This is a genomic window from Thiohalophilus sp., from assembly GCF_046483665.1.
Lineage (GTDB): Bacteria > Pseudomonadota > Gammaproteobacteria > UBA6429 > Thiohalophilaceae > Thiohalophilus.
This window is the reverse complement of record NZ_JAWOCR010000021.1, coordinates 24,461-45,931: the sequence shown is the minus strand read 5'-3', so window position 1 is coordinate 45,931 and position 21,471 is coordinate 24,461. Positions and strand designations below refer to the sequence as shown.

At 55.4% G+C, this 21,471-nt stretch carries 16 protein-coding genes and 1 tRNA gene; 6 read left to right on the top strand and 11 right to left on the bottom strand.

Annotated features, from left to right (window positions below):
- Positions 1–12: 12 nt before the first annotated feature.
- The 5 genes from R6U90_RS05390 to R6U90_RS05370 form a co-directional block, all read right to left on the bottom strand.
- Positions 13–672, bottom strand: a complete 660-nt coding sequence (locus R6U90_RS05390; protein WP_410351648.1) for a class I SAM-dependent methyltransferase — start codon at positions 670–672, stop codon at positions 13–15.
- Positions 673–751: 79 nt separating this feature from the next.
- Positions 752–2,023: a magnesium transporter gene (gene mgtE / locus R6U90_RS05385; protein ID WP_410351647.1), complete on the bottom strand. Its 1,272-nt coding sequence runs from the start codon at positions 2,021–2,023 to the stop codon at positions 752–754.
- A 121-nt stretch (positions 2,024–2,144) separates the two neighbouring features.
- Positions 2,145–3,056 (bottom strand): D-hexose-6-phosphate mutarotase, encoded by a 912-nt coding sequence (locus R6U90_RS05380; protein WP_410351646.1) that lies wholly within the window; start codon positions 3,054–3,056, stop codon positions 2,145–2,147.
- A 46-nt stretch (positions 3,057–3,102) separates the two neighbouring features.
- A complete protein-coding gene (locus R6U90_RS05375) occupies positions 3,103–3,738 on the bottom strand; it encodes a methyltransferase domain-containing protein (protein WP_410351645.1) in 636 nt (211 codons plus the stop codon).
- A gap of 323 nt (positions 3,739–4,061) precedes the next feature.
- A tRNA-Ser gene (locus tag R6U90_RS05370) sits at positions 4,062–4,152 on the bottom strand.
- A 358-nt stretch (positions 4,153–4,510) separates the two neighbouring features.
- Between R6U90_RS05370 and mltF the strand changes: the two genes are divergently transcribed.
- Entirely contained in the window at positions 4,511–5,926 is a 1,416-nt protein-coding gene (gene mltF, locus R6U90_RS05365) for a membrane-bound lytic murein transglycosylase MltF (RefSeq protein ID WP_410351644.1), read from the top strand.
- 25 nt (positions 5,927–5,951) lie between these two features.
- Here the strand turns inward: mltF and tadA are convergent, their stop codons facing one another.
- The 3 genes from tadA to guaA all read right to left on the bottom strand — a co-directional run bounded on the left by tadA (position 5,952) and on the right by guaA (position 9,490).
- Positions 5,952–6,449, bottom strand: a complete 498-nt coding sequence (gene tadA, locus R6U90_RS05360; RefSeq protein ID WP_410351643.1) for a tRNA adenosine(34) deaminase TadA — start codon at positions 6,447–6,449, stop codon at positions 5,952–5,954.
- Between the two features lie 223 nt (positions 6,450–6,672).
- On the bottom strand, positions 6,673–7,911 hold the full coding sequence (serB, locus tag R6U90_RS05355) for a phosphoserine phosphatase SerB (RefSeq protein ID WP_410351642.1): 1,239 nt from the start codon (positions 7,909–7,911) through the stop codon (positions 6,673–6,675).
- A 1-nt stretch (position 7,912) separates the two neighbouring features.
- Positions 7,913–9,490 (bottom strand): glutamine-hydrolyzing GMP synthase, encoded by a 1,578-nt coding sequence (gene guaA / locus R6U90_RS05350; RefSeq protein WP_410351769.1) that lies wholly within the window; start codon positions 9,488–9,490, stop codon positions 7,913–7,915.
- Between the two features lie 149 nt (positions 9,491–9,639).
- Between guaA and nfo the strand changes: the two genes are divergently transcribed.
- Together nfo and R6U90_RS05340 are read left to right on the top strand one after the other, a co-directional pair.
- Positions 9,640–10,479: a deoxyribonuclease IV gene (gene nfo / locus R6U90_RS05345; protein ID WP_410351641.1), complete on the top strand. Its 840-nt coding sequence runs from the start codon at positions 9,640–9,642 to the stop codon at positions 10,477–10,479.
- A 128-nt stretch (positions 10,480–10,607) separates the two neighbouring features.
- Positions 10,608–11,351: a ferredoxin--NADP reductase gene (locus R6U90_RS05340; RefSeq protein WP_410351640.1), complete on the top strand. Its 744-nt coding sequence runs from the start codon at positions 10,608–10,610 to the stop codon at positions 11,349–11,351.
- Between the two features lie 4 nt (positions 11,352–11,355).
- Here the strand turns inward: R6U90_RS05340 and R6U90_RS05335 are convergent, their stop codons facing one another.
- The 3 genes from R6U90_RS05335 to guaB form a co-directional block, all read right to left on the bottom strand.
- Positions 11,356–11,802: a LysR substrate-binding domain-containing protein gene (locus R6U90_RS05335; protein ID WP_410351639.1), complete on the bottom strand. Its 447-nt coding sequence runs from the start codon at positions 11,800–11,802 to the stop codon at positions 11,356–11,358.
- Positions 11,803–11,922: 120 nt separating this feature from the next.
- The gene (locus R6U90_RS05330) at positions 11,923–16,779 is read right to left on the bottom strand and encodes an NAD-glutamate dehydrogenase (protein WP_410351638.1); all 4,857 of its coding nucleotides are present in this window, start codon (positions 16,777–16,779) and stop codon (positions 11,923–11,925) included.
- Positions 16,780–17,051: 272 nt separating this feature from the next.
- Positions 17,052–18,512 carry an IMP dehydrogenase gene (gene guaB, locus R6U90_RS05325; RefSeq protein ID WP_410351768.1) on the bottom strand — a complete coding sequence of 487 codons (1,461 nt, stop codon included), beginning with the start codon at positions 18,510–18,512 and terminating at the stop codon, positions 17,052–17,054.
- A 255-nt stretch (positions 18,513–18,767) separates the two neighbouring features.
- Here guaB and R6U90_RS05320 point away from each other — a divergent pair, with 255 nt between their 5' ends.
- The 3 genes from R6U90_RS05320 (at position 18,768) to R6U90_RS05310 (ending at position 21,348) form a co-directional block, all read left to right on the top strand.
- Positions 18,768–19,070, top strand: coding sequence for a hypothetical protein (locus tag R6U90_RS05320; RefSeq protein WP_410351637.1), 303 nt, complete (start codon positions 18,768–18,770; stop codon positions 19,068–19,070).
- Positions 19,071–19,160: 90 nt separating this feature from the next.
- A complete protein-coding gene (gene xseA / locus R6U90_RS05315; protein WP_410351636.1) occupies positions 19,161–20,516 on the top strand; it encodes an exodeoxyribonuclease VII large subunit in 1,356 nt (451 codons plus the stop codon).
- Positions 20,503–21,348 (top strand): peptidoglycan DD-metalloendopeptidase family protein, encoded by an 846-nt coding sequence (locus R6U90_RS05310; RefSeq protein ID WP_410351635.1) that lies wholly within the window; start codon positions 20,503–20,505, stop codon positions 21,346–21,348. Before xseA ends, R6U90_RS05310 begins: the two co-directional genes overlap by 14 nt.
- Positions 21,349–21,471 lie beyond the last annotated feature (123 nt).

The following is a 21,471-nucleotide window of genomic DNA, read 5'->3' as shown; positions in this document are numbered from 1 at the left end:
GATGGTAGCACATCACCGCCGGGCTTTGTGCATCAGAACGACCCGTTCGCTAACCTGTTCCACGCTGAAGTCCAGGGTTTGCCCGAGCCAGTCGAAGGTCGCCGGGCGATAGAAACTGACGTGAGTCGGATCGCCCTTGTAGCCCCAGCTGCGAAACACCGCCGGTTCAAGCTCTGTTACCAGACAGGTCATCACCCCCAGCCAGCCTCCGGGGCGCACCAGCGCTGCCAGCTGCGGCCAGACTTCGCCTGGATCGTAAAAATGCTCTACCACCTCGGTACAGGTGACAAAGTCGTACGTCCGCTCCAGCAAGTTTTCAACCGGTGCATAGAGAGGATCGTAATCGTGCATCACCATCCCCGCCTCACGCAACATGCCGCTCAGGGTCGGACCCGGACCACATCCGTAATCCAGCCCTTCCATACCCGGCCTCAGCCGCCCCAACAGGGGTTCGGTCAGTTGCGCCAGGAACGTCCGATAGCGCGGATCGGCCGGATCGTTTTCATGTAGATCATAGACCGCCTTTTCGCCGGCCCTGTCCAGATGCGCGGCGGGATCAGCGCTGATCAGATCACACTGCGGGCAATGATAAAACCGCCGGCGCCGATCCGCACAGAACAGTTCGGCACAATGACGGCACAACGGGCAGGTCAGGGTCTCGGGTGTATTCACGCAGGGGCCACAATGAATTCTGTTTCATATTTTGGGTCTACAGCATCTGAGCGTCCACAGTATTCGACACCCCGGATGACTACAACCCCATGATCAGACGGGCAATGAGAAAATAGAGCAGCAGACCGCACGCATCCACCAGGGTAGTGACCAGCGGCGCACTCATTACGGCCGGGTCGATGCCGGCACGACGCGCCAACAATGGCATGCCTGAACCCACCAGGGTAGCCAGGGCACAGATCGCCACCAGTGTTATCGAGATAGTGCTCGCCAGCGCGGCATCGAATACTAGCAGGACTGGCAGATAAGCTGCCAGCCCCAGCGCTGTGCCCAGCAGGAAACCGACAGCGGCCTCGCGTAACACTACCCTTAACTCTGCGGTCCACCCGGCAATCACATCCCCCAGGGCCATAGCACGCGTCACGGTAGTGGCGGACTGGGCACCACTGTTGCCGCCAACACCGATCAATAAGGGAATAAACAAAGATAAGCTGATCGCCTGTTCCAGCAGAGATTCAAATGCCTCCAGTACCTGGACGGTAAGCCCGCCAGCGATCGCCAGTAATAACAACCAGACAAACCGTGCCCGGGTCAATCCGAACAGCGAAATGGAAAAGTAAGGCCGCCCCATGGGCGCGCTGGCCCCGGCCCGAGCGAAATCTTCTTCATGTTCCAGCTGAATGATGTCCATTGCATCATCCACTGTGATCACTCCGAGCAGCCGTCCGTCCTCGTCCACTACCGGCAGAGCCAACAGATCCGCAGCCTGAATCAATCGCGCTACCTCTTCCTGATCCATTAGCGGGTCCGCTGTCGGAACCTGGTCCAGCATCAGTGCTGCCACGGTTTGTTCCGGCTCCGCCAGGACCAGGGTGCTGAGCATGACCAGGCCAACCAGATGACCATCGCGATTCAGTACCGGCAAGGCATCAATTGTATCGGCGCTTTTCCCATCACGCTGGATCAGGCCGAACGCCTGCTTCGCGGTCATCGAGGGCAACAAAGACAGATACTCCGGGGTCATGATACGCCCCGCGCTCTCCTCCGGATAAGAGAGCAGCTTGTGGGTCAGTCGCCACTCGCGCAGATCGAGGCGACTCAGCAGTCTATTGGCAACCGATTCAGGTAAGGTATCCAGCAGACGCACACGATCATCGGGGTCCAGATCGGCCACCAGGCGATCGACCAGGGCATCCGGCAGCCAGTCGAGCATTTCCTGCTGCAGCGGGGCTTCCAGTTGCTCGAAAACTACCCGCGCCTGGTGCGGCGTAAACTGCAATAACGCCTCGGACCGCTGCTCCGGGTCGAGCTGGCGCAGTTCATTGACCGCTTTGAGAATCTCTTCCTGCACTGTTTCAAATCATCCGGGTCGACTTACCCAAATGACCCTAGCTTAACAGCAAAAGCCGGCAACCTGTCAGAAGCGGGTTTGATCTCGACACGGCTTACAATGGGGTACTACAAATCGGTATTCAGCGCACCGTGAGGGTCATTGCCATGCGATGTAATTCCCCCGCCCTGAGGGTATAGGTGTTATCCAGCGCATTGGCCGCCTCGACGCAGACCATATGCATATACTGATCGTCGGGCATGTCGGCAAAGCCTTTCGCGCCTTCAGCACCCGGATTCCAGACGACCGTGCTGAGACTGTGAGTCTTCTGCATCACGATCTGGCGCTGATTGCCGTGGTCATCGAGAGTGACCTGATGGGGATGGTCGACGTACACGCAGTCCATAGGCATGCTCACCTGCAGTGGTCCCGACTGAATAAAACGCTGTCCGTCACGCCGTTTGTCAATATACGTGGCATTGTCCATACCCTCGAGGGTCAACCCGTCCGCATGGGCGACACGGAAATAGGTGTGAAAGGCTTCGGAGACTACCCAGTCGCGATCGCTGCGGTTCTCGCCAATCAGCTCCAGGGTCAGTATCTCGCCGAGTGTGACTATCAGTTTCAACACAAATGGCCATGGCCAGGCCTGGCGAATGGAATCATTGGGTTCAAGTTGTAATATCATCTCGGTGGCGTCGCCCGCCAGGCTGCGCACCGAGGCCACGTCCCACAGCTCATAACGTGCCACGCCGTGGGCTTTTTTGGCCGCATCGGTCGGGTCCTCGCCCATGCCCTGTGGATCATAGGGGCCGAACCAGGGCCAGCAGATCGGAACGCCGCCGCGTACCGGCTTGCTACCGTCATAGACGGCCGTCTCGCTGAGCCAGATCACCTCCTCGCCGCCGGCGGGCCGATAACCGAGCAGCGTGCCACCATGGGTGGTCAGAGTGGCCGAGCCATGGCGATTGTTCAGCTCTATCATGATTAACTGATCGTGTTGATAGAAACGCACCTGGGGATGGGAAAAACGTTGTTTGAGATCATCCAGCACGGAAAAGACTCCTCGAAGGGTAAAGATAAACAATCACTGGTAGGGGTTATTCCTGCCGGATAAAAAACGCGGTCTGGGTCGGTTGACCGAACTCGGGATCGTGATCGCCGATGCCGCCCATCATCACCCGGTAGCCGTTACGCCGGGCAATCCCCTGCGACCAGAGGCAGAAGCGATCGCGGTCCCACTCGAATTCATGATCCGCCTCGCGCAACTGGCCGGGAGACAAGCCGTACAGCGAGTTATATTCGCGATTGGGTGTGGTGACATATACCACACGCGGACGCATCTGCCCGAATACTACCTGCTCTGCAGCCGACAACGCGCCGGGCTTGAGATGTTCGATGGTCTCTACCATCGCGGCAGCATCATAGCCGCACAGGGAAGGCTGGGCTTCAGTATAGGAGCTGCTGATCAGAGATAGCCGCTGCGACGCGTCATCCAGATACCCGCTCAACAGGTTTCTGGCCAGCAGGAGAGAATGAGTGCAGCTTTCCAGGCCGACGATCGCCTCGAACTGCCGCTCCCTGGCCAGACGATACAACAGATGTCCCGCCCCGCAACCCAGATCCAGCACCCGCCGCGCCCCGCTCCCCTTTAGCCGGCGTAACACCTGATCCAGTCGGGTTTCATGCAACGGTGTCATGCCCGCCATCATCGACGCCGGGTACAGTGATTCCACGTCCCTCACCCCCGCGTTCCATGTGTCACAACGGGGGCCGGTTCACGCGTGCAGAATAGGAGGTTAAGGCGAGGCATGGCGCGGAGACAGGTGAATGTAGAGCAAACTTTTGTCCCTGTTACACAAAATCGGGGGGAGTATTTGATGGCGTGAAGTCACCGGCTGTTCAAATTGGCTGGCCGCTCCCGGCAATCCCTGCCCTCTCGCGACACGAGGGCATCCTGTACGTCGTTCTGTCGATCCGGACAGCCGAAAAATTCTCATCATGACCTTCCTCACCCCCCAAATGAAAAGGGGCCGTAAGGCCCCTTTATTATTTATTTTGGCGGAGAGGGAGGGATTCGAACCCTCGATACGGGGTTACCGTATACACACTTTCCAGGCGTGCTCCTTCAACCACTCGGACACCTCTCCTGATCAGTTTCTAGTCACCAGAACCTGGTACCCGTGCAATGCCGAAGGCATTGCACGAAGGCGCGCAAGGTTAAACCAGATGCCCGGGCGGTGCAATGCCAATCCGTTCTCCCACACCCTGCTCCGGAGACGGTCAGGAGGCCGGGAGATCGCTATATCATTATTTATCAAGGGGTTATATAGATAATCATACAGAGGGGGCCCGGGGCGTGATTGGTAAATATTAGGCTGTTATAATATTAAAATTTTTTATCCTGCGGCCGAAAAGCCCGGGACGGACTTGCAGTTTGGCGATTGTACTCCAGAATTTGACTGATGAACCGATAACCAGTTCACAAACCAATAAGGTAAAAACCGAATGCAACAACGGGTTTTCGCAACGCTGCTGGGCGCAGCGGCGCTGACAGGCATCCTGCTCAACGCCTGTACACCGCAGCATAGTGCGCTGGAACAGGTGCTGGACAGCGGTGAGCTGCGTGTTTACACCCGCAATGGCCCCACTACCTATTACCAGGGGCCCCGGGGCCCGGCCGGTCTGGAATATGAACTGGCCCGGTCCTTTGCCGATCACCTTGGCGTACGCCTGAAACTGGTCGTCAAAGACAATCTGGAAGAGATGTTTATCGGCCTGCGTAAAGGCCGTGCCGATCTGGCCGCCGCCGGCCTGAGCGTGACCGAACAGCGTCGCCACCAGGTCCGTTTTGCCCCGGCGTATCAGCAAATCACACCACAACTGGTGTATCGACAGGGCAGCCTGCCCGAACCGCGGGATTTTTCTGATGTCCGACAAGGCTATCTGGAAATCGTTGCCAACAGTAGCCATGCCGAACAGTTACACCAGATACAACAGTCACATCCCGATCTGCAATGGCATGAAAACCCGCAAGCAGGCAGTACCGAATTGCTGTCTCTGGTGGCCCAGGGACTGATTGATTATACCGTTGCCGATTCCAACGAAATAGCGATTAACCGGCGCTATTTCCCCGAACTGCGAGTGGCCTTCGACCTGTCAAAGCCCCGGCAGCTCGCCTGGGCTCTGCCCCGCAGTGAAGACACCTCTCTCTATAACGAAGTGAAGCATTTCTTCGAGACACAACGCGAATCGGGTGAACTTGCGCACAGGGTGAAACAGAATTATGAATACGTGCGTAATTATGACTACGCCGGGACGCCGTTCTTCATGCATCATATGCGCAGTCGCATGCCGAACTATCAGGCACTGTTCGAAACAGCGGCCAGGCAAAATGACCTCGACTGGCGTCTGATTGCAGCGGTTGCCTATCAGGAGTCACACTGGAACCCACTGGCTGTATCACCCACTGGCGTACGCGGGATGATGATGCTGACCAACGTCACGGCCGAGCAGCTGGGTATTGCGGATCGGACCGATCCGGCTCAGAGCATTGAGGGCGGTGCCCGCTATATCAAGAGCCTCTATCAACGTTTTGAGGATATTCCCGAAGACGATCGGATGTGGTTCACCCTGGCTGCTTATAATGTGGGCCTCGGACATGTGCGCGATGTACAGGGGATTACCGAACAACTCGGTGGCGATCCGAACAAATGGTCCGACGTTAAAACCAATTTACCGCTGTTAACACAGCAAAAATGGTATCAACGAACCCGTTACGGCTATGCTCGCGGACATGAGCCGGTAACCTATGTCAATAATATTCGCAGTTATTACGACATTCTGCGCTGGCACTTGCGTACCACTCCGGCACCGGGGCAGATTCCCAGCTCGATTCTGGCCTATTCTTCGCCGGCATTGTAACCCTTACCAAACGCCCTCACGTGAATCAGCTTTTTTTGCTGGCTTCACGTCGGGTCTGGAAGAAATTCGTCAACAGACTCCCGCATTCTCCGGCCAGTACCTCAGCACGAATCTCGACCCGATGATTATGTTTATCACTGTTCAATATATCGAAGACACTGCCAGCGGCTCCGGTTTTGGCATCCCGGGCACCAAACACCACCCGTTTGACACGCGAGTGAATAATCGCGCCGGCGCACATCACACAGGGCTCCAGAGTCACGTAGAGCGTGGTATCGGGCAAGCGATAATTTCCCGAGCGTTGCGCCGCATCGCGCAGGGCACTCATCTCGGCATGGGCGCTGGGATCATGACTGCCAATCGGCTGATTCCAGCCCTCGCCGATCGCCTGTTCATCCCGAACAACTACTGCCCCCACCGGCACCTCCCCGGCCGCCTCGGCCCGACGCGCCAGTTCCAGCGCCCGCTGCATCCAGAACTCATCCAGCGCCTCGGTTTCTATTTGTTGCAATTCATCATTCATGTTCAATTCAATGATTTTCTACCCTGGAGGACACAGAGAACAAGCCATTCAAACCTGATTCACGGACAGCGAACTCCTGAACTTGAATAGAATGAAGCGACAACATCCACAGAATCAGGTTGTGTCCCCCGCAGCTTTATCCTCTCATCAAGAATGGAGTGCGCAGTACGCAGCCTACTCCCTTATCTTTGTGTTCTTTGCGCCTCCGCGTCCTCTGCGTTATTTACAGTTCCTGGCTATTCGCCAATGACCGGAGATCACGATCGCGCATGCCCAGCAGATACAAAATCGCATCCAGTCCCAGGGTAGCGATGGAATGCTGTGCCTGTTCGCGCACCAGTGGTTTGGCATGAAACGCAATCCCCAGGCCGGCGATGGACAGCATGGGCAGATCGTTGGCGCCGTCGCCGACGGCGATTACCTGTTCCGTGCTGATCCCCTCCTGTTCGGCGAGCTGCTGCAGGAGTTTCGCTTTCATCTGTCCGTCGATGATATCGCCTTTTACCTTACCGGTCAGCTTGCCGTTTTCAAAGTCAAGCTGGTTGGCATAGACATAATCGACACCCAACTTCGCTTTCAGATGGTTGGCGAAATAGGTAAAACCGCCAGAGAGTATCGCGACCTTGTAACCGAAGTGTCGGAGAGTGGAGATGAGTCGTTCGGCGCCTTCGGTAATCGGCAGGTTTTCGGCAATCTGTTGCAAGCTTGACTCTTCAAGCCCCGCCAGCAGCGCCATGCGCTGACGGAAACTCTCGGAAAAATCGATCTCACCGCGCATGGCCGATTCAGTAATGGCGGCCACCTGATCGCCGATACCGGCCACTCTGGCCAGCTCGTCGATCACCTCGGTCTGGATCAAGGTCGAGTCCATATCAAAGCAGACCAGGCGACGACTGCGCCGATAGAGGTTATCCTCCTGCACGGCAACATCGATTTGCATATCCTGCGCGATCTGTAAAAACTGGGCATGCATCCCCGGGATATCCTGAACTTCCCCGGTCAGGGTCAGCTGTATGGCCGCAGCCCCGCTGTGCTGGTCTGATTGATGTAATGAAAGTCGCCCCGAAAGCCGGCTGATATCCTCGATATTAAACCCGTTTTTCTCTACTACTTCGGTGACCCGGGCAATATGTCGAGCGGTAATCTGCCGTCCCAGCAGGGTTACGATATGCCGGGCCTGCCCCTGGCGGGCCACCCACTGCTCGTAATCCTGTTCCTTGATGGGAGTAAAGCGGATATCCAGATCCAGTTCATGGGCGCTGAACAACAGGTCCTTGAACAGAGAACAGTTACTGCCTTCCTCGGGTGCCATCACCAGCAAACCCAATGCCAGGCTGTTGTGCGTCACCGACTGATCAATGTCCAGTACCGGTATATCGTAATCGGCCAGCACACCGGTTAACCGGGCCGTCAGGCCCGGCCGATCCCGGCCAGTGATATTAATCAGAACTACTTCGCGCATGTTATTCCCACTCGATAGTGCCGGGCGGTTTGCCGGTAATGTCGTAAACTACCCGGGAGATACCATCGATCTCGTTCACAATCCGCCGCGAAACATGATCCAGAAATTCATAGGGCAGGTGCGCCCAGCGAGCGGTCATAAAGTCGATGGTCTCGACGGCGCGCAGTGCCACTACATATTGATAACGCCGGCCGTCGCCGGTAACCCCGACTGATTTGACCGGCATAAAAACGGTAAAGGCCTGGCTCACCTTGTCGTACAACTCGTGCTTGCGCAGCTCCTCGATATAAATAGCATCAGCCAGTCGCAGCAGATCAGCATATTCCTTTTTAACTTCACCGAGAATTCGCACTCCGAGTCCCGGTCCGGGAAACGGGTGACGATAGACCATATCGAAGGGCAGCCCCAACTCCACGCCGATCTTGCGTACCTCGTCCTTGAACAGTTCACGCAGGGGTTCGCATAGCTTGAGTTTCATATTCTCCGGCAGGCCGCCCACGTTATGATGGGATTTAATCAAATGTGCCTTGCCGGTACTGGCGCCGGCCGATTCAATGACATCGGGATAGATGGTGCCCTGCGCCAGCCAGGTGGCATTGGTCAACTTGCTAGCCTCATCATCGAAGACGTCGATAAATGTATTGCCGATGATCTTGCGCTTCTCTTCAGGATCACTGACGCCCTTGAGCTTGCCCAGAAACAATTCCTCGGCATCCACGCGGATGACCCGAATCCCCATATGTTCGGCAAAGGTCGCCATCACCTGCTCGCCTTCCTGATAACGCAACAGGCCGTTATCGACAAAGACGCAAGTCAGCTGATCACCGATAGCCTTGTGCAGTAACGCTGCAACTACCGAGGAATCCACGCCACCGGAGAGACCGAGCACCACTTCATCCTCACCGATCTGCTCGCGAATTTCGTCGATACTCTGATCAATAATATTCTCCGGCGTCCACAGACGGCGGCCGCCACAGATATCATGCACGAAACGTTCAATGATTCGCTGACCCTGATTGGTATGGGTGACCTCGGGATGAAACTGCAGACCATAAAAATGACGCTCCACATCGGCGATCCCGGCAATCGGTGCACTCTCGGTGGAAGCCATCAGTTTGAAACCCGGCGGCAGTTCGATGACCCGATCCCCGTGACTCATCCACACATCGAGCAACCCATACCCTTCGGGGCTGGCATGATCCTCGATATCCTTGAGTAACGGGGTATGGCCATGGGCGCGTACCTGGGCATAGCCGTACTCATGCCGGTCACTGGTTTCCACCTTGCCCCCCAGTTGCATGGCCATGGTCTGCATGCCGTAACAGATACCCAGCACCGGGATGCCCAGCTCGAAGATCAGCGGCCAGGCCAGCGGCGCATTTTCAGCCGTGGTGCTTTCCGGTCCGCCCGAGAGAATGATCCCGTTAGGTGCGAAATCCCGAATTGCCGTTTGTTCCATATCCCAGGGATGCAATTCACAATAAACACCGGCTTCGCGTACCCGACGGGCAATCAACTGGCTGTACTGGGAACCGAAATCGAGGATCAAGACGCGATCCGAATGGATATCCTGGGACATAGGCAAACTCTCAAAATGGGCCGGGATGGACAATAAAGCGGCGATGATCCCGGAAATCGCCTGAAATTTCAAGTATTTTTACTAAAATCAGTAACTTATGTTAATCAGAAGCTGGTGGCGGCCCCGCGACCCTCTATATAATGAGCCGCATGAAATATATAGGTGCCCATGTCAGTGCCGCCGGCGGCGTGCAGAACGCCCCGCTCAATGCGCAGGCCATCGGGGCTCGCGCCTTTGCCCTGTTCACCAAAAACCAGCGCCAGTGGCAGGCCAAACCGCTGAGCACCGAGGCGATCGATGCGTTTAAAGCCAATTTACAACAGGTGGGTATCGCCGCCGAACAGGTCCTGCCCCACGACAGTTATCTGATTAATCTTGGGCACCCGGAAAAAACCGCCCTGGAAAAATCCCGCTATGCGTTTGTCGACGAGATGCAGCGCTGTGAGCAACTCGGCCTGCCGCTGCTGAATTTTCATCCCGGCTCCCATCTGAACAAGATCAGCGAACAACAGAGCCTGGCCAGCGTGGCCGACTCCATCAACCAGGCACTGGAACAGACCCGGGGCGTCACCGCCGTGATCGAAAACACCGCCGGCCAGGGCACCAACCTCGGTTACCGGTTTGAGCATCTGGCCAAAATCATCGAACAGGTTGAAGACAAGAGCCGGGTCGGGGTTTGCATCGATACCTGTCACACCTTCACGGCCGGTTATGATCTGCGCACAGCCGATGCCTGTGATGCAACATTCCGGGAATTTGATGAGATCGTCGGCTTTGGGTATTTGCGTGGTCTGCATCTTAATGGTTCAAAACCGGACCTGGGCGATCGGGTCGACCGGCATGAATCATTGGAAAAAGGCAAACTGGGGCTGGCCGTGTTTCAGTACATCATGCAGGACAAACGATTCGACGCTATCCCGATGGTGCTGGAAACGCCCGATCCCGATAACTGGGCGCATGAAATTAAATTACTGTACAGCTGGCAGTAACCACTGTGATATTTCGGATTTTCGACTGCCGACTGCCAACTTTACTCATAACCCCTCACGGCAGGGGTTGATTCCCCCCCTATCCGACCTGACATAATAGGTACTATTCAGGTTAAACGGATTTCAGTATGCCCTATTCAGAACAGACGATTACTTCCAAACGCCCCTGGTCGGAGAACATCTTTACCTTTACGACGACCCGACCGGAAGGTTTTGAATTTAAAAACGGGGAATTTGTTACGCTGGGCCTGCGCCCGGAAGGAAAACTGATTCCCCGAGCCTATTCGATCGTCTCGACCAATGATGATGACCAGCTGGAATTTTTGAGTATTGCGGTACCGGACGGCCCCCTTACCAGTCATCTGGCCGAAGCCGACTCCGGCAGTTCCATCTGGATCAATACCAAAAGTACCGGTTCATTGACTCTGAATCACGTAAAGCCGGGACGACATCTGTACATGCTGGCCACCGGCACCGGTCTGGCGCCGTTTATGTCACTGGTACGCTCCAGTGAAGCTTTTGAGCATTTCGAGCGTGTCATTCTGGTTCACAGTGTGCGCCATTCACCGGCTCTGGCCTACCGTGACGAGCTGGAAGCGCTGCACGGGGATTCGTTCCTGTACGTGCCGACAGTCACCCGGGAAGAGTTCCCCAACATAGCACGCGGCGCGGATCTGTTCCGCTCTGGTGAACTTGCCAAACAACTGGATTTGCCCGCCGTAGATCCGGAGCAGGATCGAGTGATGATGTGCGGCAATCCGCAAATGAACAAGGAAATGAGCGAACATCTGGAAGAAAACGGCTGGACCATGACCAATTACAAGGGCGTGGGTAACTTCACCGTGGAACAGGCGTTTGTGCTGCAAAATTAAAGCGTCAAACGTAGCTAATCGGCGAGTGTAACAACATACCGATAAAAGCCTCTGCCACCGGGTGATTCAGGTGTGAACAATTGCGGGCAAACCACAAGCTTCGCTGAATCCCGAACCCGGTGACTTTGAGGTGATAAAGATCGTCGGCAGCCACTTTATCCTTCACGGCGAAGCGGGACAGGTAACTGACGTGCTTGCCCCGTCCCAGCATCTCGACAAGCGTGACCGTGGAGCCCACCTCCAGCGCCACGTCCAGTTTTTCAATCCCGATACCGGCAAAAGCCTGACCCAGCTGGCTGGCCTGGAACTGATTAGCACGATTTCTTTCCGAAAGCACCAGAAGTCTGCCAAGTAACATCAGCCAGGGAACTCTGGCACTGGCTTTACTCAGTGGTGCCCTGGCTATTCCGGTGCGCTGGTCAAGGGAACAGGTCAGCACAAGAAACAACAAACCGACTATGCCGCCTCGGTAGCCGAGGCATAAACGGCATAAAGCCCTGTAAAAAGCCCGACTGTACGCCGGGCTTTTGTATAAGTTATGGGTTGCAGAATGGCAGGAAAGCAGCTCTTTTCATGATTCCCCGGATTCTTCGAGATTACGAATCAACTTTTGCAGTTCATTCAACGCCACGTTGAGCAAAGCCAGATCCACATGCGCCGATTTGAATTCCACAAAACGTCGATCGTAGCGTTCCAGCACCGAATCATGAGACTCTCGCCAGTTTTCGAACAACCGTTTCGCGTCGAGGTTTATATTCTCGGAACCCAATACGTTTATCGTCAACAGGCGCTGCAGGCGATACAACTCATCACGCAGGGCGGAGCGCGCCAGACGTGTCCAGTGCTCTTTACGGGATAACCGATCAATCTGATCCCGTAACCAGTGCAACTCCAATTCCGCTCCCAGCCGATTGAACACCTGGGCAACAAATACCGGACTTTGTCCGGTTTGCAAGGTCACTTCAACCATATCGAGCGCCGGAAACAGGTAGGGAAGTCCTGCCACCGTCCAGGCAAAGGATTCGGGAACGCCCTGTTCCTGATAATTCTCTGCCACTTTTGCCAACGCTTCACTGTCTTCCTCAACAACCTGACCTGGCAAGGTATCAATCAGGGAACTCACACTGTCCATATACTTTTCGGTGGTGACGCCTATATCCAGAGGACGCGGTACATTTTGTAACAACCATAATGTGGACTGATTGGCGAGGCGGCGGATTGTGCTTAACATATCCATCTGGACAGAAGCCTTGACCCGGTTATCGAGTAAAGCGAGCTCTCGCCACAAACCGGGTAAATCAAAGATTCTGCGGGTTACCAGATAGGCACAGGCGATCTCGGAAATCGGGGCACCGGTATGATCGTGCAGGCGAAATGCAAACGCCATTCCCATCCGGTTAATCATGCTATTGGCAATGAATGTCGCAATAATTTCCCGGCGTAACGGGTGGTTGTTCATATATTGGGGATATTCGCGGGCAATCGCCGCAGGGAAGTAAATCGGCAGTTCATTGACCAGATAAGCTTCATCAACCACATCGGAAGCCAGTAGCTCCTGATAGAGATCGATCTTGCTAAACGCCTGCAACACAGCAAGTTCAGGCCGACTCAGTCCCTGTTCGGTGCTGCGCCGTGCTGACAGATTTTCATCATCAGGCAAACTCCAGGTCCGGCGTTGTAACAGTTCCTTGCGCTCCATCGTGCGCATCAGCCGGATATGTTCATCCAGCAATGTCGGTGCGAGATATTCACTGAGCGAAAGTGCCTCGCTCTGTTGATAATTGTTAATCAGAACCAGTCTGGCAACATCCTCGGTCATACTTTCGAGAAGCTGATTTCTCTGTGGTTCGTCAAGCCGCCCCTCACCCATCGCCTTGTTGAGCAGGATCTTGATGTTGACCTCGTGATCGGAACAATCGACCCCGCCGGAATTGTCAATAAAATCGGTATTCATCCGGCCGCCTTGTCGGGCAAATTCGATGCGGGCTTGCTGCGTGAACCCCAGGTTCCCGCCTTCCCCGATCACCTGACAACGCAGCTCGTCGGCATCAATCCGCAATGCATCGTTCAGGCGATCATCGGCATCATCGTGAGTTTCATCGCTGGCCTTGACGAATGTCCCGATACCCCCGTTCCAGAGTAGTTCGAGCGGTGCTTTGAGAATCGCCGTAATTAGTTGGTTAGGTGTCAGTGAGTCTGCGTCCACTTGCAGTGCTCTTCTCACCGGTGCGGACAGGGTTATGGATTTTGCAGAGCGGGAATAAACACCTCCGCCTTTGGAGATGAGTGCCGGATCATAATCGGACCAGTTGGAATGGGGTAAATTGAACAGGCGCTCGCGTTCCCTGAAACTGGTTTCAGGGTCCGGCTCGGGGTCCAGAAAGATTTCCTTGTGATTGAAGGCCGCTATCAGCCGGATATGACGGGATAACAACATGCCGTTGCCAAAGACGTCACCGCCCATATCCCCGATACCCGCGACGGTAAAGTCCTCCTTGTGAATATCCTTGCCGATTTGACGAAAGTGACGTTTGACCGATTCCCAGGCACCGCGTGCGGTAATGCCCATTTTTTTATGGTCGTAACCGGTCGAGCCCCCGGAAGCAAAGGCATCATCCAGCCAGAAGTTATACTCCCGCGCAATGGCATTGGCAGTATCCGAGAAAGACGCGGTTCCCTTGTCGGCCGCCACTACCAGATAGGGATCCGGGTCATCATGGCACACCACCCTGGGAGGCGGGACCGGTTTGTCATCCACCAGGTTGTCGGTTAAATCCAGCAAGCCTCGAATAAAAGTTTTGTAACAACTGACAACCTCCCGGTTTAGCTCATCGCGTTCCAGACCGCGCAGGTTCTGTTTCACGATGAAACCGCCCTTCGCACCAACCGGGATAATAACGGCGTTTTTCACCATCTGGGCCTTCATCAGACCAAAGACCTCGGTACGAAAATCTTCCTGACGATCGGACCAGCGAATACCACCCCGCGCGACTTGCCCCCCTCGCAGATGCACTCCCTCGGTTTGTGGTGAATAAACGAATATCTCGAACCGGGGTTGAGGGTTGGGCAGATCGGGGACTTTGTGGGGGTCCAGTTTGAACGACAGATAGGGTTTAGGCAGCTGCTGGCTGATCGTCTGAAAGTAGTTAGTTCGCAGCATGGCCTGAATCAGGATAAACAGGCGGCGCAATATCCTATCCGCATCGAGTGTCGGAACCTCGTCCAGCGAGCGTTGAATCGCATCACAGATATGCTCGTTACGTTCGCTGGCCTGGGCCTGTTCATCGGGATCGAAGCGCGCCAGAAACAGATCCACCAGCATTCGGGCAATCCGGGGATGCTCGACCAGCGCCTGTTCCATATAGTTCTGACTGAACGGGAAGCCGGTCTGTTTAAGATATTTGACACAGCTTCGAATCACCACAACTTCACGCCAGTCAAGCCGGGCGCGCAACACCAGGGCATTTAACCCATCGTTTTCCACCTCGCCATACCAGATACGGACAAAGGCATCCTGGAAAATATTCCGGACCTGCTCCGTGTCCAGTTGCCCTTCATACGCATATACCATTCCGACATCGTGCAGCCAGATCATGGATCGCCCGGCCGGATACAGGCGATGTGGACGCTCATCAATCACCTTGAGCCCCATGTTTTCCAGGACGGGTAACAGTAAAGAGAGGGATAACGGCTCTTTTTTGTGAAACAATTTGAAGCGTATTTTCTCCGGCGGCGCCTCTACCGGATGATACAACCTCATTCCCAGTTCCGGCCCGTCTGCCAGAGCTTCAAGCTTGTAAATATCGAGTACCGCGATTTCTGCTGAGTAGTCTCCCTGATAAGATGCCGGAAAGGCAGTGTTATACTCCTGCAACAGTCTATTGCCCTGTTCCTCGCCATATTCATGAATCAGCGCGGCATGCAGTTCGTCCTTCCAGCTGCGAATAGTGGCCGCTATCTGTTTTTCAATTTTGCCAATATCATATTGAGGCACCCTCCCCGGGGGTAGATGCAGTATCAAATGCAACCGGGCCAGTACCGAGTTTGTCAGCCAGACGGTAAAATCCATCTCCTGCGCATTGAACAGATCAGCGAGAACCCCCTGAACCTTGAGCCGAATATCGGTATTGAAGCGATCCCGTGGAATGTAAATCAGGCAGGAAACAAAGCGTCCATAGGCATCGGGGCGTATAATTACCCGTACCCGTTGGCGCTCCTGAAGTTGCAGAATAGTGTGCGCTATCTCATACAGTTCGTCCTCTGTACACTGAAACAGCTCATCACGCGGCAGAGTCTCGACGATATTCAGCAGCGTCTTTTGTGAATGGCTGTGCGGTCGAAAACCGGAGCGTCGCATAACGTACTGCACCTTGCGCCGCAGCATCGGGATATCCGTCGCCCGGCGAATATATGCTGCGGAGGTATAAAGTCCCAGAAAGCGGGACTCCCCGATCACCTTTCCCGCATCATCGAACCGCTTGATCCCGATATAGTCGAGGTAGCCGGGCCGATGTATGGTGGCTCTGGAATTACTTTTGGTCAGTATCAATAATGCAGGATCATGGGCTTTTTGCCTGGCTTGCGGCTGTAATTGATCGAAGCTTCTGGAATATTCAGTTCCCGAACTCCGGCTCAATATACCCAGACCGGAGTCTGCAATAATTTTCAAAGATTCTTTACCCTTTGTCCGTTCCAGCGCATATTCACGATAACCGATAAAGGTAAAGTGGTCCTGATCCAGCCATTGCAAGAACGCAATATCTTCCTCAATTTGCTCTTCATTCAGTGGGAGTGGAGTCTGCTTTATCGACTCGACGATAGTTCTTAATTGTTCCCGCATCGGCTGCCAATCCCTGACGCAGACCTTGATATCCTGAAGTACCCGCTCAATCTCATTGTGTAATTCCTGTAATATTTCCGGATCGCTCTGCCGATCGACTTCAAAATACATACAGGCCTCATTCGAGGTCTCATCACCGATATCAGATGCATCGAAAACCTGATTGATACGACCTTGTTCATCCCGCTCGATACGCATTACAGGATGAACAATCAAATGTACTGTCAGTCCGTAACGGTTCAACGCCATACGAATGGAGTCGACCAGAAATGGCATATCCTGCTGAATGACTTCCACCACCGTATGCGTGGATTGCCAGCCATGCTCTTCAACGTTTGGATTTTGCACCCGGATCAATATCTGCTGCGAACGACGCCGACGCGCCAGGTTCCAGTGTGAGATCACTGCACCGTACAGGTCCTCCAGTTGTCGTTCGGACAGATCTTCCCGGGATACACCGGCCAGATACTGGCGAATAAATCGCTCAATGTTCTCATGGTCCCGGACGGGAAAACTGTCGCGGGCCCGCTGCACCACTGTGTCGATCAGGTGGTCGATATCATGCGTCGTGGTTACAGAATTATACATAGTAATGGCTGAAGGCCCTCTGAAGACAAAGTCGTACTCGGCGGAATCTATTGAATTATCTATCGAGTCTACAAAAAAAATCCTGCCAGCGACAGCCGTGCGCGTCGAGCCTCAAAGTACGATAACCGGCAACGAAATTGTCTTCAAACACTTTGGGCAAGGCGTGTCGAGTCATTGCAGACCGATGCGTCTGGCTAGTAACTGAAACTCGGGGAGAAAAAAAGAAGGATGGAACAGCTGCCAGATCTACAGCGAAACCCGGCAGCGTTGACTCAAACCCGGTAGTTGGGCGATTCCTTGGTGATCTGCACATCATGTACGTGACTTTCACGCATCCCCGCGCCAGTCACCCGAACGAACTCGGGACGGGTGCGCATCTCGTCGATGCTACGGCAACCGGTATAGCCCATGCTCGCACGAATCCCACCCAGCAACTGGTGGATGACCGGACTCAACGGACCTTTAAACGGGACCCGGCCCTCGATGCCTTCAGGCACAAGCTTGTCGGTTTCGCCGCCTTCCTGGAAATAGCGATCCGATGAACCATGGCGGCTCCCCATGGCGCCGATGGACCCCATCCCGCGATAGGATTTGTAGGAGCGTCCCTGAAACAGCTCTACGTCACCAGGCGATTCTTCGGTGCCGGCAAACATGGAGCCGAGCATCACGCTGTAGGAACCGGCCACCAGCGCCTTGGCAACGTCCCCCGAATAGCGGATACCGCCATCGGCAATCAACGGTACGCCGGTACCGTCCAGCGCTTCGGCCACATTGGCCACCGCGGTAATCTGCGGGACGCCCACCCCGGCCACGATACGGGTGGTGCAGATGGACCCCGGGCCGATACCGACTTTAACCCCGTCAGCGCCGGCATCCACCAGAGCCCGGGCCGCGGAACCGGTGGCAATGTTACCGCCAATCACCTGAACCCCGGGAAACTGCTTTTTCACCCAGGTAACCCGATCCAGCACACCCTGAGAATGACCATGAGCCGTATCCACCACGATCACGTCTACCCCGGCCTCGACCAGAGCCTCGACCCGTTCCTCGGTGCCGACCCCGACCCCGACGGCTGCGCCGACGCGCAACTGCCCGTATTCGTCCTTACACGCATTGGGGTATTCGCTGGCTTTCTGAATATCCTTGACAGTAATCAGGCCACGCAGCTCGTAGTCGTCGTTGATCACCAGGACCTTCTCGATCCGGTGCTCGTGCAGCAAATTGAGGATCTCCTCCCGGGGAGCACCCTCCTTGACTGTCACCAGCTCATTTTTGGGGGTCATGATGCTGGATACCGGCTGCTCATAATGAGTCTCGAAACGCAGATCCCGACTGGTAACAATGCCGACCAGCTCCCCTCGCTCGACCACCGGCACCCCGGAGATATTCTGTGCCCGGGTCAGTGCCAGTACATCGCGGATGGTGGTATCGGGCGTGACAGTGGTCGGGTCCTTGATCACTCCGCTCTCGAATTTTTTGACCAGCCGGACATGTTCAGCCTGGGCCCGGTGATCCATATTCTTGTGCACGATCCCGATACCGCCTTCCTGAGCCATGGCGATGGCCAGCCGGGCCTCGGTTACGGTGTCCATGGCTGCCGCCACCAGGGGGATATTCAGCTCGATCTCCCGTGTCAGGCGGGTCGTCAGAGAGACCTCCTTGGGCAGGACATCAGAGTGGGCGGGCAACAGCAGGACATCATCAAAGGTGAGAGCTTCTTGGGCAATTCGCAGCATTTTGGGGTCCCGGTTGAGGTAAATCGCCGAATTATAAAGACTTTTGCCGGACCGGTAAATCCGGCCGATAGCTGATTCTAGCAAAAATCAGCGGTTGCCATCTCGATTCTGACGCCGCATAATGACTTTCAAGTATGGCGAGGTGGCTATATGTCGCTCCGGCCAACCTTAAATAAGAATCAAGGTCCTCGAAAGGACTGGTATATAACAAACCCCATAAACTCAAAACAAGTGATTCCATCGGAGGAGCCCATGAAAAAGATTGCAATTCTGGCGATGACTGCAGCCCTGTCTCTGGCCGCGTGTGCCACCGGTCCGAGCATGACTCAGCAGGATGCCAACAACGCCATCAGTGCCGCCAAAACCGAACTGAACAAGGCAGCCAGCATGAATTACACGTGGCGCGATACCCGCAAAATCATCAAAGCTGCCGAAAAAGCCGCCAAAGAAGGCGAATATGAAAAAGCCGTTGACCTGGCCACCGAAGCTCGCAAACAAGGCGAACTGGCCCAGGCTCAGGCCAGGGAAGAACAGAACGCCGGTCCGCGTTTCTGAATGACGACACAAGCTGTGTAAAAAAGGCCGGGCTTGCCCGGCCTTTTTTATTGTCTGCCAAAAATCTCCCCTGTGCGGTATCCTCCCGCTATGGCTGAACTGACCTCTGCGCAACGCGATATCTACAACGTCTCGCGACTTAACCGTGAAATTCGCACCCTGCTGGAAACGGGCTTCCCGACCATCTGGCTGGAGGCCGAGCTCTCCAACCTGGCCCGACCCGCCTCCGGCCACCTCTATTTTTCCCTCAAGGACGAGGCGGCCCAGGTACGCTGCGCTATGTTCCGTAGTCGCAACCTGCTGCTCAAATTCCGCCCGGAAAATGGCCTGCAGGTGAGGGTCCGCGCCCGGGTCAGCCTGTATGAGGCACGCGGCGACTATCAGCTGATCGTCGAACACATGGAAGAGGCCGGAGACGGTGCCCTGCGCCGCGCTTTTGACGAACTCAAGGTTAAACTTGAAGCAGCGGGTCTGTTCGCGGCCGAACACAAACAGCCCCTGCCCCGCTTCTCGCAACGTCTGGGGGTGATCACCTCCCCCAGCGGCGCGGCCATTCGCGATATTGTCACCACCCTGCGGCGGCGCTTTCCCGGCCTGCCAGTGGTGATCTATCCGGTGCCGGTGCAGGGGGGAAACGCCGCCCCGGCTATTACTGCCGCCCTGCGCACCGCCGCCCGACGCGCCGAGTGTGATGTGCTGATTCTGGCCCGCGGCGGTGGCTCGCTGGAAGATTTGTGGCCCTTCAACGAGGAAACCGTAGCCCGGGCGATATATGACTGTCCGATTCCGGTAGTCAGCGGCGTCGGCCATGAGGTGGATATCACCATTGCCGACTTTGCCGCCGATGTCCGGGCTCCCACACCCACCGCCGCGGCGGAACTGGTCAGCCCTGATCAATACGACTGGCAACAGAACTTCGCCCGGCTGGCCCGGCGTCTGAGCCGAGAGATGCAGCAACTACTGCGCTATCGCGAACAACAACTGAACTGGCTCGCACGGCGTCTGCCTCACCCCCGACGCTATCTGCAATCGGTGGCCCAGCGACTGGACGAACTGGATATCCGCCGCAGCCATGCTTTGCGTTATCAGTTGCAACATCGCCAGTCGCAACTCAACACCCTGCGCGAGCGATTACAACAATACAATCCACACCATGCCCTGCAGCGTCACGACGCTCACTGCCGGCAACTTGTCACCCACCTGCAGCAGGCCATGCAACGACAGTTACAGGACGCGAACCGGCGCCTCCAGTATCGGACGCGTTCACTGGAGACCGTCAGCCCGCTTGCCACCCTGAGTCGCGGATATGCTATTGTCAGCACAGAAATCGAAGATAAAGTGATTACGGATGTTAACCAGATCACGTTGCAAGGCCGGATCCGTGGCCGATTGCACCGGGGTCGTTTTACCGCTGTTGTCGATGGGATTGAAGATGAAAAAAACTAGTCCGGGTCTGTTAGCCCTTGTTGTTGCTGTCCTGTTTTATACCATCAGTGTTAGCGCCACCACGTTGCCCCGTCACCAGACAATTCCCGGCGGTGTAGCCGTGATTCCGTTGGGCGTTCTGGAACAACCGAAACCGGCAGTCACGTATCTTGAAAAACAGGTTATGGTGCGCGCCAATAATCGGCGCTGGGAAGCCGTGGTGGGGATCCCCCTGTCTGCCAAACCCGGCATTCATCGCCTCCAGGTGGATAACGGTCAGCGCGAATTCAACCAGGAATTTCGTGTTGTGGACAAGGAGTATGAGACCACCCATATCACGATTAGCAACCAGCGCATGGTATCCCCCACCAAAGAAGACATCGAACGCCATTATCGGGAAAAGAAACAGATCGTTGCCGCTATCCACAGTTGGAGCGAACGCGAGCATATTGATACGGCTTTCATTACCCCGGTGGAAGGTCGCTTCAGTAGCCCCTTCGGTCTCAAGCGCATTTACAACAATCAGGATCGCATTCGCCGCCATACCGGTCTGGATATCGCCGCCCCGGTGGGCACGCCCATAGTCGCGCCGGCCAGCGGCACGGTGATTCGCACGGGCGATTACTTTTTTACCGGTAATACCGTCTTCATCGACCACGGCCAGGGGCTGGTCACCATGTATTGCCACCTGGATAAAATTGATGTCGAGGAAGGCCAGCATATCAACCAGAGCCAGCAACTGGGCGAGGTCGGTATGACCGGCCGGGTCAGCGGCCCCCATCTGCACTGGGCTGTCTTTCTCAATCAGTTCAAGGTCGACCCCAAACTCTTTATGAGCCAGCTCGAAGATTAAACAGGCATTCCAAATAGCAACAGGACAAACCTCAACGTTACAGGGTCACCGCCCTGTGATGTGATGTATTGTCCATTGCCCGGCGTATAACCAAACGGCTAACTTGTTAAAAGCGACCCCCTC